This window comes from Flavobacterium sp. CG_9.1 (assembly GCF_015751645.1).
Taxonomy (GTDB): Bacteria; Bacteroidota; Bacteroidia; order Flavobacteriales; family Flavobacteriaceae; genus Flavobacterium; species Flavobacterium xanthum.
On the sequence record NZ_JADOVC010000011.1, the window covers coordinates 65,330 to 78,359 of the forward strand.

A 13,030-nucleotide genomic window follows, 5' to 3' on the forward strand; every position below is an offset into this window, starting at 1 on the left:
GCAAAAGTACCGATTTCAATCGATTTCGTAACGTGTTTTGTTATTTATTTGCAAATAAAAAAGCCATCTTGTTTTTTCAAGATGGCTTTCGTTTTATTAAAATGGTAGTATTAGAGAATCACTCGCATTACTTCCCCACTTTTAGTAATCATTTCAATACGTACGGTTTGGCTTTCTTCTTTTTTACTTAAAAGTTTAGACACCGTTTCTACATCTGTAGCTTTGACATTGTCAATACTCAAGATAATATTTCCTACCAACTCCTCTCTGTATTGTTTTAAATTTTCGCTGGTGATCGATTTGATTTTTACGCCATAATCAATTTTGAATTTCTTTTTATCTGCTGCTTCTATATTTTCTAATTCAATTCCTTTAAATTCGGTGCTGAAAAATTCATTTTTACTAAGCACTACTGGAATTATTTTTGTTTTTCCATCTCTGATATACGTCACTTGAACTTTGTCATTTGGTCTTTTAGTATTGATATATCCCGAGAGATCAGCAAAAGTAGCAATGTTTTGATCGTCTAATTTAATAATGATATCCCCTTTAGTAAGTCCTGATTTTTGAGCGCCAGAATTTTGCGTTACTTTATTAATGTAGAATCCTTGTGTTTGCGAAATTCCTAACTCCTTAGAAGCAATTCCATTTAGTTCGCCTCCTTCAACACCCAAAATTCCACGTTGTACATTACCAAATTCCATTAAATCTTCAATAATTTTTCGGGCAATATTCGAAGGGACTGCAAACGAATAGCCTACGTAAGATCCCGTCATGGAGGAAATCATCGTGTTGATTCCTATCAGTTCGCCACGCGTATTCACTAAGGCGCCACCACTGTTTCCCGGATTTACCGCGGCATCTGTTTGTATGAAAGACTGGATTCCGCTAGTGTCTAAATCTCTAGCTTTCGCCGAAACAATTCCGGCAGTTACCGTGGACGTTAAATTATATGGATTTCCGACAGCCAAAACCCATTCACCCACTTTCACTGAATCAGAATTGGCAAAAACAGTATAGGGTAATTTTTCATTGGTATCAATTTTTAATAAAGCAATATCCATTTTAGAATCGGTTCCAATAAGTTTTGCCTGATATGATTTCTTATTGTTTAAGGTAATTTCAATTTCAGAGGCACCTTTGATCACGTGATTGTTGGTTACGATATAACCATCCTCAGAAATGATTACACCAGAACCAGTTCCTACTTGTTCCTGAGATTGCCCGCCTTTATACCCATAAAAATATTCTAAAATGGGATTTGTAATCGTTCTTCGAGAAACGTTTTTAACGTGGACAACCGTATGAATAGTCTTTTCTGCAGCCTCAGTAAAATCGAGTACATCCGATGATAAGCCTACTTTCTTTCCGTAAGAATTGGATGCTGTTGTTACCAAAGTATCTTTGTCATTAGAAAAATAACCATTGGTGTCAAATAATAACTTGTAGGAACCTAGTGTTACTACTCCGCTCAACAAGGAAACTAAAAAAAGTGTTGAAATTTTTTTCATAATTAAATTCGTTTATTAAGATATTTCCATGTAAAAATAGAATTAAAATTGATTCCTAAAATACAGTTTAACGCTCTTTAACAATGATTAACATTTCATTAATAGTTCGTACTTTTGTGAGACACAATTCAAATTTAAATGCAATTAGAATTTTATAAATACCAAGGAACAGGAAATGATTTTGTAATGATTGATAATCGTTCTGAGTTTTTTCCAAAAGAGAACACAAAACTAATAGCACATTTATGTGACCGACGTTTCGGGATAGGTGGCGATGGGTTGATTTTGTTAGAAAATGATCCTGAAACCGATTTTAAAATGGTCTATTACAATTCAGATGGAAACCAAAGTTCTATGTGCGGGAACGGTGGACGCTGTTTAGTGGCTTTCGCCAAAAAGCTGCAGGTAATCGAGAATAATGCTACTTTCATAGCCACAGATGGTTTGCATCACGCAACAATTGGCGATGATGGATTGGTTTCGTTACAAATGATTGATGTTGCTGAGGTAAAAGTCAGTTCAGATCATGTGTTTCTAAATACGGGTTCGCCACACCATGTGCAATTGGTTGATGATTTAGAAAAGTACAATATAAAAGAAAACGGAGCTGCTATTCGATACGGGAATTTGTATGGAAAAGCGGGAAGTAACATCAATTTTGTAAAACAAATTAATGACTCCACTTTTTCGCTAAGAACGTATGAAAGAGGCGTAGAAGATGAAACACTTTCTTGTGGAACGGGCGCTACAGCCGTTGCAATTGCGATGAATGTACTAGGAAAAACAGAGGCATCTTCAATAAATTTGAATGTTGAAGGCGGAAAATTAGTAGTTTCGTTTGAAAAAAAAGAAGGGCAATTTTCCAAAGTCTTCCTGAAAGGACCAGCGGAATTTGTATTCAAAGGGAGTATTGAGATTTAATTCCGAAACAATTTATAAAAATTTAAATCCTCTATACTCTAAAATAAACAGCATATAATTTTAAACATATAAGTCAAGTAAGTTAGTCTGTCAAATAGTGGTTAAAAGGCAATATAAGATAAAACGTCCTTTGCAAGTCTATAAGTTCGTGCTAAAATGAACTATTGGTTTTACTTGATTTTATTCAAATTAAAAACTTATATGACTTATATGTTTTAACATTGTTGAATAAAATGCTGTTATTTGTAGCATGAAGCGTTAAAATAAACTTGGTGTATCTCTGTGATGCCTCTGTGTAACTTTGTGAAACAATTAAATGAAAACATTAAAAGGCGATAACATCTATATTCGAGCATTAGAACCCAATGATTTGGAGTTTGTTTATGCCATAGAAAACGACCAGAGCATTTGGGAAGTCAGTAATACACACACGCCTTACAGCCGGTTTTTAGTCAAACAATATTTAGAAAATGCTCATCAGGATATTTATGAAGCCAAGCAATTGCGATTGGCTATTTGTCAGGATCAGGATTTTCCCGCTTTGGGTTTAATCGATTTATTTGATTTTGATCCAAAGAATAATAGGGCAGGAGTGGGCATCGTTATTCAAGGCAACGAAAACAGAAGACAGAATATTGGTTCAGAAGCTTTGGGATTATTAATCGAATATGCTTTTTGTAATCTTAATTTACATCAATTATATGCAAATATAGGAACCGAAAATGAAGCAAGTAAAGCTCTTTTTACTAAATTTGGATTCGAAATGATAGGCGTAAAGAAAGACTGGACTTTTGTAAACGGAAAATACAAAGATGAAGCTATTTTTCAATTGGTTAATACTAAATTTTAAAAAGTACAGTTATAATTCCCAATCTTTTAAACAGAAAGAAAGATTATAGATACTAACACTCCAACAAAAAAATACCACACATGAACTTAAAGAAAATTATCACAATAGTATCCGTTGTCTTAATATCAATATTAATGATTTACGGATTAATTATTTTGCGTCAGATTTTTTCTTCCAATACAAAATTTTCAGAAAATGAAGTCTATGTTTATATTCCAACGGATTCGGATTATGAAGCGGTTAAAAAAATAGTGGCACCGTATATTGAAAACATGGATCGTTTTGACATGGTCGCCAGTAAAAGAGGCTATTCTGCTAATGTAATTCCGGGGCGTTTTTTACTAACCAAAGGAATGAACAGTTATGAATTGGTGAAAACCTTGCGACTAAATTCGGCTGTAAAGTTAGCTTTCAATAATCAGGAACGTGTAGAAAATTTAGCGGGACGTGTAGGTTCTCAAATCGAAGCCGATAGTGCAGCGTTATTGAATTCGTTTAAAGATTCTATTTTTCTAAAAGAAAACGGATTCAACGAAGAAAATGTTTTGGTACTATTTATTCCAAATACGTACGAGATTTATTGGAACACTACTGCTGAAAAGTTCCGCGATAAGATGATCAAAGAATACCGTAATTTTTGGAATAAAGAAAGAGTTGCCAAGGCGCAAAAACAAGGGTTGACTCCAATTGAAGCAACGATTTTGGCTTCAATAGTGCATAAAGAATCTGTTAAAAAAGATGAAAGACCTAGAATTGCAGGTGTGTATTTGAACCGTTTAAGGGCTGGAATGCCGTTGCAAGCTGATCCAACTGTAATATTTGCAATGAAAAAAAAATCAAATGATTTTAATCAAGTTATCAAAAGAGTTTTTTATAATGATTTGACAATGTCGCATCCTTATAATACATATATGAATGTTGGTCTGCCTCCTGGACCTATTGCTATGCCTGACATCACAGCGTTAGAAGCTGTTTTGGATCCTGAAAAAAATAACTTTATTTATTTCTGTGCGAGTGTAGAGCGTTTCGGATACCATGAGTTTGCCGCTACTTTAGAAGAACACAATAAAAACGCCAAAAAATATTCGGATTGGATCAACAGTCAAGGAGTGAAAAGATAATTTTGAAATTTAAAGTTTTCGTTATATTTTTCTTGTTTATTGGGTTCCAAATTGCTTTCTCACAAAATCAGGAGGAAAGTTTTTTTAAACCCTCCGATTCTTTAAATGCGAAAAGACAAAATTCCGTTATTATTTCGGAAGCTGTTTTGGCCACGGGAACTTTAATAGGCTTAAACCAACTTTGGTACGCCGAGTATCCCAAATCTAATTTTCATTTTATAAATGACAATTCCGAGTGGCTTCAGATGGATAAAGCCGGTCATGTATTTTCATCGTATCATTTGGGACGATTTGGTGCCGAAATGTTACATTGGAGTGGAGCTACTAAAAGAAATCAATTATTATATGGAGCGGGTTTAGGCTTTGCGTTTCTAACCGCCGTTGAGGTATTAGACGGCTATTCCTCTGAATGGGGCGCTTCCTCTGGAGATATAATTGCTAACGCAGCTGGAACCGCTTTGTATGTCTCGCAAGAATTAATCTGGGACGAACAACGCATTACCCCGAAATTCTCTTTTCATACTACAAAATATGCAAGTGAAAGATCGGAAGTATTAGGCAGTTTCTTCTCTGAGCAAATTTTAAAAGATTACAACGGACAAACGTATTGGCTTTCGGTCAATTTACATTCGTTTGCTAAAGACTCCAAAATACCAAAATGGGTGAATGTAGCATTGGGATATGGAGCAGAAGGAATGATCACTGGGAGAAATGAAAATAGAACCACTTTTTCAGCTTCAAATCCACAACGTTTTAGACAATTTTATCTGAGTTTGGATGTCGATTTAACAAAAATTAAGACCAATTCTCATTTTTTAAAGACCGTTTTTTCTGTTTTTAATACCATTAAAATTCCCGCACCAACCATCGAATTGGTGCGTTTCAACGAGGTAAAATACCACTTAATCTATTTTTAGAAAAGTTTAACTAACTGATTATCAGTATAATTATTTTTATTGTATCTTTGCGCGTAGAAATTTCATAACGGGACAGCGTTTGAAGAAAAACAATTTATGATAAAGAAATGGTATTTTTATACAAGTTTGACTGTAATTACAGTTTTTTTGAGCTCAGGTTTTAGACCTTTTAATTTGGAAACCAACCCATGGTTTCTTATCAACGAAGAAGATGGTACACACTACTTATATCCATCTCAAGAACAAGAAGAATACACGAATTTAAACATCCCTTTTACCGGAAATTTCTTTATTGGTTTCAGAGAAGCTTTGGGCTATCGAGAATCAGAAAGCAAATACAAAAAAATCAATTCTTTAGGATATATGGGTAAATACCAATTTGGTATTGAAACCTTAAAATCAGTGGGCATTTACAATCGGTCCGCTTTTTTAAATAGTCCTGAACTGCAAGAAAAGGCATTTTTAGCCCTTTTGGCGCAGAACAAGTGGGAATTAAAAAAAGAAATTGAAAAATACGAGGGTACAATCTTAAATGGCATTCGTGTTACAGAATCTGGGATATTAGCAGCTGCTCACCTTGGAGGTGCAGGATCAGTAAAAAAATATTTTAGATACAAAGGCAAACGAAATTTTAGAGATGCTTATGGAAGTTCCGTGCGTAGTTACATGAAAATGTTTGGAGGTTATGATACTTCGTTTATTGTTGCAGACAGCAATGCGAAAGCCAAAATCAGATAATCAATTTATTGGATAAAAAAAATAGGCTGTCACGCAAGGATTGACAGCCTATTTTTTTTGTAATATTAGATTACTTTGCTTTAAGAATTTCTCCATTAGGGCGAACCAATAATTTAATGGTTTCCTTATCTTTTTTTATTTTCACATTGTATTGTTTTTTAATGATGTCTCCGTCCTCTTGTGTGTAAACAAAACTATCATTTACAATAGTCCAGCCAGGATATGTTCGGTAGATGGAGTAGATTACTTCGCCAGGAAGAACCACATTCTTAAATTGTTCTACAACACGTACTAGCTTTCCTTGTTCGTTGTAGGTAGCGGTTAACGATCCGTTTTTTACCTCCATAACCACAAGATACTCTTCGTACCCTTCAGCATCTTTTCCTAAATCATAAGCGATGAATTTCTCTTCTACCATTTTGACCTTTTGGTCAGGATTATTATCAGGAATGTAAATTGAAAAATCAGTTCCTACTCTCTTAATGATCACTCCAGGTAATTCTTCTATTTTGATTTTTCCTTTTTCAGTTACTTGAGCATTTACTGCTAGTGTAACGCTTAAAAAAAGTATAATAATAAGTGCTTTCATAATATTTAAGTTTTAAATTAGTTAATGATTTTTGGAATTATATTCAACTATAACATTCTAAGGCTTACTTTTTACTTCCCCTTTTTATATTTTGTTAATTATCTTAACATCAATAATTTATAATTTAATTTCTTCGCTAAAAATAAATAGGCACATGTAAATTTAGTTTTTTATTTCAGGATTTAGCGTTAATTTTACTATAATTTATGTTAACAAAATGAGCCAAATTAGATTCTTTTTATTAGGATTTTTTTGCTTTTTATTTTAATTAAAAACCAAAAAACACCAAGCTTTCGAATGGTGTTTTTAAGGTAAAATAGAGTATAAAATGGCGTTTGCTTAGTCGAAACTTTCCATTAAAATTTCTAATATTTTAATAGCCGCTTCGCTGATTTTTGTTCCTGGTCCAAAAACGGCTACTGCGCCTGCATCAAACAAAAACTGGTAATCTTGCGCAGGAATTACTCCTCCTACAACTACCATAATGTCTTGTCGACCGTATTTTTTTAGCTCCTCAATAACTTGTGGAACCAAAGTTTTGTGGCCTGCTGCAAGTGAGGAAACACCCAGAATATGAACATCATTTTCTATGGCTTGCTTGGCGGCCTCTTCCGGTGTTTGAAAAAGTGGGCCAATATCCACATCAAAACCTACATCGGCATAACCGGTAGCTACTACTTTTGCTCCGCGATCGTGTCCGTCCTGCCCCATTTTTGCAATCATGATTCGAGGGCGGCGTCCTTCTTGTTTGGCAAATGCATTCGCCATTTGTTTTGCTTTTTCAAAACTTTTATCGTCTTTTATTTCTTTACTGTACACGCCACTAAAAGATTTAATTTGTGCTTTATATCTTCCAAAAACTGTTTCAAGTGCATCGCTGATTTCTCCTAGAGTAGTTCGGTTTCGTGCAGCTTCAACAGCAATTTCCAGTAAATTACCTTGACCAGTTTGTGCACAAAGGATTAATCTTTTCAGCGACTCTTGAACTTTTTCAGAATCTCTGCTGGCTTTGATTCGGTCTAGTTGTTCCAATTGTTGTTTGCGGACCATTTGGTTATCCACATCCAAAATCTGTAAAGGATCTTCTTTTTCTAATCGATATTGATTGACGCCGACAATAATATCTTGACCGCTGTCAATGCGAGCTTGTTTCCTTGCTGCTGCTTCCTCAATCCTAAGTTTCGGAATTCCAGATTCAATAGCTTTGGTCATTCCGCCCAGTTCTTCAACTTCTTCAATAAGTTTCCAAGCATTTTCGGCGATTTCATTTGTTAAGCTTTCTACATAATAACTTCCGGCCCAAGGATCGACGGTTTTGGTAATTTTAGTTTCTTCTTGTAAATAGAGTTGTGTATTTCTCGCGATTCTTGCTGAGAAATCCGTTGGTAAAGCGATAGCTTCATCCAAAGCATTGGTATGTAAAGATTGTGTTCCTCCAAAAGCGGCTGCAGCTGCTTCAATACACGTTCGAGCCACATTATTAAAAGGATCTTGCTCTGTTAAACTCCAACCCGAAGTTTGACAATGCGTTCGCAAGGCTAATGATTTATCGTCTTTTGGTTCGAATTGTTTGACTAGTTTGGCCCATATCATTCTTCCCGCACGCATTTTGGCAATTTCCATGAAGTGATTCATTCCAATGGCCCAGAAAAAAGACAGACGTGGAGCAAATTCATCAATTTTCATTCCTGTCGCTAATCCTGTTCGAATGTACTCTAATCCATCGGCCAGTGTGTACGCTAATTCAATATCGGCAGTGGCTCCTGCTTCTTGCATGTGGTATCCCGAAATAGAAATAGAGTTGAATTTCGGCATTTTTTTGCTGGTGAATTCAAAAATATCAGCAATGATTTTCATCGAAGGAGTTGGCGGATAAATGTACGTGTTTCGCACCATGAACTCTTTCAAAATATCATTTTGTATCGTACCGGAAAGTAATTCGGGTTTTACGCCTTGTTCTTCGGCGGCGACAATATAGAAAGCCATAATAGGTAAAACGGCGCCATTCATCGTCATAGAAACGGACATTTCATCCAGTGGAATTTGGTCGAATAATACTTTCATATCTTCTACCGTGTCAATCGCGACTCCTGCTTTTCCGACATCGCCAACCACACGTTCGTGATCGGAATCATAGCCACGGTGTGTAGGTAAATCAAAAGCGATTGAAAGTCCTTTTTGCCCTGCAGCTAAATTTCTTCTGTAAAAAGCATTACTTTCTTCAGCTGTCGAAAATCCTGCATATTGGCGCACGGTCCATGGTCTTCGGACATACATTGTTGCGTAAGGTCCGCGTAAATTCGGTGCAAAACCAGCTCCAAAATCAAGATGAGTAAGATGCTCAATATCTTGTTCTGAATACGTTGGTTTTAGTTCGATTCCTTCTGCAGTTAGAAATGCATCAGCAAGAGAATTTTCATGCTCCACTTTCAACGGTGTGTTTTCTAATTTTATATGTTGTAAATCTTTTCTTTTCATTTGTTTAGTACAAAGATTATAGTTTTTGAAATTTTTAATTCCTTTCAATCCATATTTCAGTATTTCTTGAAGTATGAAAAACAGCAGTAATGACAATTATGTTATCGTAGTTGTTGAAATGAATTAAGTATGGGAAATTTTCAATTAAAGCCACTCTGGTCTTGTCATATCTTATTTGAAACAGTAACGGATTTGACTTAATTATTTTTAAACTTTCCTTAAATGTATTGGAGAACTTATCGCCCAATTTAGGTTGAATGCTTTTGTACCAATCTAAAGCTGTTTTGAAATCAAGTTTAGCTTCCTCTACAATTACAATTTTATAACTCACCATCAATATCTTTTATAAAATCATCAATATCTTGAGCTGAAGAAGGATTTTTAAGATATTTCTCCGTTCTTTCTCTAACTTGGTCCATTTGCCATTGAGGGATGTCCACATTATTCGACTTTGGAAGAATAATTACTTCAACTTCATCAGCATTAAAATCATCCGGCAATGTGATACTTATTTTGTGATTTTTCACCTTAACGATTTGTCTTATGGCTTCCATTATATTATGTTTTAATAAAGTAAATATACTCTTTTCCAATGGTGTTAAATTAAATAACAGAGTCGGGCTGACTATTCAAGATCTAATCTTTCCTGTTCTATTTTTTCTGCCAAACGTTTTTCGATTATGGGCGTAATCAAAGTTTTTCTTGGTTTGACTTTTACAAAAGGAAACAACTCTAAATCATGTTTCATTTTATCCTGTTTATTAGGATGTTTATTTGTGCCTAATAGAATTTCTTTCCCTGAATCAAATAATTCCTGAGCTGCATCTGCACTTTCCTGAATTTTCCTTTTGATGATTCCGTCATTAAGTTGTTTAAGGAAACCACCATTTGCCTCTATATCTTTGAACAAAGCCAATCCTTTTTCGGCTAATTGATTGGTAAGATTTTCGATATAATAACTCCCGTCAGCCGGATTATTGACTTTGTCAAAATAACTTTCGTTTTTGAGAATCAATAATTGATTTCGGGCGATTCGATCGCCAAATTCATTGTCTTTGTGGTACAACGCATCATAAGGTAAATTAGCAATAGCATCTGCTCCACCAATGATGGCACTCATACATTCGGTTGTGGTACGCAACATGTTTACATTATAATCATACAATGTTTTGTTTCGTTTGGTTGGCGAAACGATGATGTTACAATCTAAGTTATGGTTGTATTCTTTTGCAATCAGATTAAAAAGTAAGCGCAACGCACGTAGTTTTGCAATTTCAAAAAAGTAATTTGTTCCAACGGCCACTTCAAAAACTATGGGTTGATTTATGGTTTCAATTCGATTAAAATATTCATTTACTTGTCCTAAACTATACGCAATTTGCTGCACCATGTTGGCACCTGCATTTTGATACAAAGCAGCATTGATACTTATTAACGATATTGATGTTGTCGTCGTTGTAAGTAAATTCAGGGTATCAAAATTGTTTTTTTCATTAGTTACAAACCAATTACCATCTTTGGCTAATTGCCCAATTGAATCCAGATTGCAAAAAATAATAGTATTATTTTTCTTTGCGAAAGCGTCAATTTTTTTGACGAAATCGATTGAAATAAATCCCAGATTAAAATAAACGGTAATTTTTTCTAATGGTAATTGCTCCAAAAGATGGGTGATATCAATTGATTCGTTTTCTATTGTGAAGCGAAGGCTATCCGCACCACGACTTAATGAGTCAAGCGCTCTTTCTATTGATTTTTGAACATCGTAGACAAATATATTTTGACAAATTTTAAATTCAGACGCTTTAGTGGAAACAGGAAAAGCTTTGGTAAACTCATCTTTGTGGTAAAAGGGTTTTACCTGAATGTCTTCGGGAGAATTCCAAACTAAGGTTTCATTATAATCCGCTCCTTTGAGTTCAAACTGGATTTTTTGTTTCCATTGCTTGGAGGAAATTGGATCGAAAGCATCGAAAAGGTTTGCAGCCATTTTTTGGTTGATTAAGTATGGTTTTGAATAATTAATATTTTAATTATTTTAATTTTTTTCAATCGTGTCGCCTTCAAATTCGATGATATAAATATCTTCACTATCTTTTTTCATATAGTATTTTTCGCGGGCGTATTTTTCTATCTGTTCTGAATTTTTTAATTGCTTAATATTCTCTTGATCTTTTTTAATTTCTTCTTGGTAATAAGTCGCGTTGTCCTCTAAATCTTCGATTTGTTTGTCTAAAATACGATGATCGAAATAGGAATAATTGTCCAAGAAAATCATCCATGTACAAAAGAACAACAATACCCAGACGTATTTGTTACTTAAAAATTTAAACCAAGATTTATCTTTATGCGGATTCCTCATTTTGTTCTTTTTAGCCCCGATTACAATGAAAATTATTTTTTGACTAGCTTTTGCTAGGGAATAAAGAGATCTTCATTTTACTACTATATTAACGGATTTCCATGAATTTATGTGCATTGGAAAACAGAAAATAGCGACTATTCCTTTATAGTTTCAAAATTACAACTAAATTACAGAATTTTTTGATTGATTACAGCTCGAACTACATCTATGGCAACGGTGTTGTACTTATCATTCGGAATAATGATGTCAGCAAACGCTTTTGTAGGTTCAATGAACTGCTCGTGCATTGGTTTTAATGTGGTTTGATACCTATTAATAACTTCGTGCATATCGCGGCCTCGCTCTACAATATCGCGTTTCATCCGTCGGATTAATCGTTCGTCAGAATCGGCATGAACGTATATTTTCACATCAAATAATTCTCTTAACTCCGGATTTGCAAGAATTAAAATTCCTTCTACTATCATCACTTTTCTGGGATGTGTAAAAACAGAATCATCAGTTCTATTGTGTGTTGCAAAAGAATAAACGGGTTGGTGAATGTTGTTTCCCTCTTTTAATTCTTTAAGATGTGCAACGAGTAACTCAAAATCGATAGCACGCGGATGATCAAAATTAATTAAAGCTCTTTCGTCAAATGAAAGTCCGTGATTCTCTTTGTAATATGAGTCCTGAGAAATAATACCAACTTCCGTTTGTGGTAATTCGTTCATAATCTGATGTACAACGGTTGTTTTTCCGCTTCCTGTACCACCTGCAATTCCTATAATGAGCATAAATGTTTTGTTGTGTTTTTATGGATACAAAAATAGGAATTTAATCGGGAGCAGTTTTTGTTTTTTTAGGAAATATTGCTAATTTAATATATGTGCTAGGGGTTTTCATTAAACATTTTTTACCTTTAGTTTCTAAAATTAAAACTTTGTATTCTCAAATCAACAAAAACATAAGCCGCTACGTCTCTTTTGACCAGCAAGAATTAGAAATCTTCAATTCTTTATTGGAGCTTAAAACCGTTCCAAAGAAAACGATGCTCTTGCAAGAAGGAGAGATGTGCAACTTTGAAGCTTTTGTTGTCAAAGGCTGTGTTCGAAAATATTATATAGATGACAATGGCTTTGAAGTGATTCTCCAATTTGCTATCGAAAATGCCTGGGTAAGCGATATTTCGTTCAGTATCTACGAAGACAAACCAAGCCGTGTTTTTATTGAAACATTGGAAGATTGTGAATTTTTTATGTTCAGTCCTGAATCAAAAGAAGAATTGTTTAGTAACGCACCTCAATTTGAACGTGCGTTCCGAATCCTAATGCAAAGGAGTCTTGCGGTTACTCAAGACCGTTTATTTAATACTATTTCTAAAACGGCAATCGAGAAATATTTAGAGTTTCTTGAACATTATCCTACACTTTCACAGCGCGTTGCCCAACATTATATTGCGTCTTATTTGGGTATTTCAGCCGAATTTCTAAGCAAAATAAGAACTAAAATCGCTAAACTTTAAATTCTCTTTTTTTATTTCTTGTCCTAGTTCAATGCA

General features: G+C 34.5%; 14 protein-coding genes. 6 read left to right on the forward strand and 8 right to left on the reverse strand.

All coding sequences use genetic code 11. The features are described from left to right. Positions 1-110: 110 nt before the first annotated feature. A complete protein-coding gene (locus IWX83_RS07795; RefSeq protein ID WP_073353531.1) occupies positions 111-1,511 on the reverse strand; it encodes a trypsin-like peptidase domain-containing protein in 1,401 nt (466 codons plus the stop codon). Positions 1,512-1,649: 138 nt separating this feature from the next. Between IWX83_RS07795 and dapF the strand changes: the two genes are divergently transcribed. From dapF to IWX83_RS07820, 5 genes are all read left to right on the forward strand, one after another. Continuing rightward, on the forward strand, positions 1,650-2,432 hold the full coding sequence (gene dapF, locus IWX83_RS07800; protein ID WP_073353529.1) for a diaminopimelate epimerase: 783 nt from the start codon (positions 1,650-1,652) through the stop codon (positions 2,430-2,432). Positions 2,433-2,748: 316 nt separating this feature from the next. Beyond that, the gene (locus tag IWX83_RS07805; protein ID WP_073353527.1) at positions 2,749-3,282 is read left to right on the forward strand and encodes a GNAT family N-acetyltransferase; all 534 of its coding nucleotides are present in this window, start codon (positions 2,749-2,751) and stop codon (positions 3,280-3,282) included. Between the two features lie 80 nt (positions 3,283-3,362). After that, complete coding sequence (mltG, locus tag IWX83_RS07810) at positions 3,363-4,403, forward strand: endolytic transglycosylase MltG (RefSeq protein ID WP_196828851.1); 1,041 nt, start codon at positions 3,363-3,365, stop codon at positions 4,401-4,403. Further along, positions 4,400-5,320 carry a DUF2279 domain-containing protein gene (locus tag IWX83_RS07815; protein WP_370568398.1) on the forward strand — a complete coding sequence of 307 codons (921 nt, stop codon included), beginning with the start codon at positions 4,400-4,402 and terminating at the stop codon, positions 5,318-5,320. Before mltG ends, IWX83_RS07815 begins: the two co-directional genes overlap by 4 nt. Positions 5,321-5,416: 96 nt before the next feature. Then, the gene (locus IWX83_RS07820; RefSeq protein ID WP_066082228.1) at positions 5,417-6,058 is read left to right on the forward strand and encodes a peptidoglycan-binding protein LysM; all 642 of its coding nucleotides are present in this window, start codon (positions 5,417-5,419) and stop codon (positions 6,056-6,058) included. A 70-nt stretch (positions 6,059-6,128) separates the two neighbouring features. Here the strand turns inward: IWX83_RS07820 and IWX83_RS07825 are convergent, their stop codons facing one another. The 7 genes from IWX83_RS07825 to udk form a co-directional block, all read right to left on the reverse strand. Then, a complete protein-coding gene (locus IWX83_RS07825; RefSeq protein WP_073353524.1) occupies positions 6,129-6,647 on the reverse strand; it encodes a hypothetical protein in 519 nt (172 codons plus the stop codon). 339 nt (positions 6,648-6,986) lie between these two features. Continuing rightward, positions 6,987-9,125, reverse strand: a complete 2,139-nt coding sequence (gene scpA / locus IWX83_RS07830; protein WP_196828853.1) for a methylmalonyl-CoA mutase — start codon at positions 9,123-9,125, stop codon at positions 6,987-6,989. A 34-nt stretch (positions 9,126-9,159) separates the two neighbouring features. Beyond that, entirely contained in the window at positions 9,160-9,459 is a 300-nt protein-coding gene (locus IWX83_RS07835; RefSeq protein WP_073353522.1) for a type II toxin-antitoxin system RelE/ParE family toxin, read from the reverse strand. After that, entirely contained in the window at positions 9,446-9,679 is a 234-nt protein-coding gene (locus IWX83_RS07840) for a hypothetical protein (protein WP_073353521.1), read from the reverse strand. Before IWX83_RS07840 ends, IWX83_RS07835 begins: the two co-directional genes overlap by 14 nt. A gap of 71 nt (positions 9,680-9,750) precedes the next feature. Beyond that, entirely contained in the window at positions 9,751-11,115 is a 1,365-nt protein-coding gene (locus IWX83_RS07845; RefSeq protein WP_196828855.1) for a methylmalonyl-CoA mutase subunit beta, read from the reverse strand. 48 nt (positions 11,116-11,163) lie between these two features. Continuing rightward, complete coding sequence (locus IWX83_RS07850) at positions 11,164-11,487, reverse strand: septum formation initiator family protein (RefSeq protein ID WP_073353517.1); 324 nt, start codon at positions 11,485-11,487, stop codon at positions 11,164-11,166. A gap of 170 nt (positions 11,488-11,657) precedes the next feature. After that, positions 11,658-12,266, reverse strand: a complete 609-nt coding sequence (gene udk / locus IWX83_RS07855; RefSeq protein ID WP_073353515.1) for a uridine kinase — start codon at positions 12,264-12,266, stop codon at positions 11,658-11,660. A 146-nt stretch (positions 12,267-12,412) separates the two neighbouring features. Here udk and IWX83_RS07860 point away from each other — a divergent pair, with 146 nt between their 5' ends. Then, positions 12,413-12,994 (forward strand): Crp/Fnr family transcriptional regulator, encoded by a 582-nt coding sequence (locus tag IWX83_RS07860; protein ID WP_196828857.1) that lies wholly within the window; start codon positions 12,413-12,415, stop codon positions 12,992-12,994. The last annotated feature ends 36 nt before the right edge of the window (positions 12,995-13,030 follow it).

Coding starts and splice junctions, on each gene's coding strand:
- IWX83_RS07795 (WP_073353531.1), bottom strand. CDS start 1,511: ATGAAAAAAATTTCAACACTTTTTTTAGTTTCCTTGTTGAGCGGAGTA.
- dapF (WP_073353529.1), top strand. CDS start 1,650: ATGCAATTAGAATTTTATAAATACCAAGGAACAGGAAATGATTTTGTA.
- IWX83_RS07805 (WP_073353527.1), top strand. CDS start 2,749: ATGAAAACATTAAAAGGCGATAACATCTATATTCGAGCATTAGAACCC.
- mltG (WP_196828851.1), top strand. CDS start 3,363: ATGAACTTAAAGAAAATTATCACAATAGTATCCGTTGTCTTAATATCA.
- IWX83_RS07820 (WP_066082228.1), top strand. CDS start 5,417: ATGATAAAGAAATGGTATTTTTATACAAGTTTGACTGTAATTACAGTT.
- IWX83_RS07825 (WP_073353524.1), bottom strand. CDS start 6,647: ATGAAAGCACTTATTATTATACTTTTTTTAAGCGTTACACTAGCAGTA.
- scpA (WP_196828853.1), bottom strand. CDS start 9,125: ATGAAAAGAAAAGATTTACAACATATAAAATTAGAAAACACACCGTTG.
- IWX83_RS07835 (WP_073353522.1), bottom strand. CDS start 9,459: ATGGTGAGTTATAAAATTGTAATTGTAGAGGAAGCTAAACTTGATTTC.
- IWX83_RS07840 (WP_073353521.1), bottom strand. CDS start 9,679: ATGGAAGCCATAAGACAAATCGTTAAGGTGAAAAATCACAAAATAAGT.
- IWX83_RS07845 (WP_196828855.1), bottom strand. CDS start 11,115: ATGGCTGCAAACCTTTTCGATGCTTTCGATCCAATTTCCTCCAAGCAA.
- IWX83_RS07850 (WP_073353517.1), bottom strand. CDS start 11,487: ATGAGGAATCCGCATAAAGATAAATCTTGGTTTAAATTTTTAAGTAAC.
- udk (WP_073353515.1), bottom strand. CDS start 12,266: ATGCTCATTATAGGAATTGCAGGTGGTACAGGAAGCGGAAAAACAACC.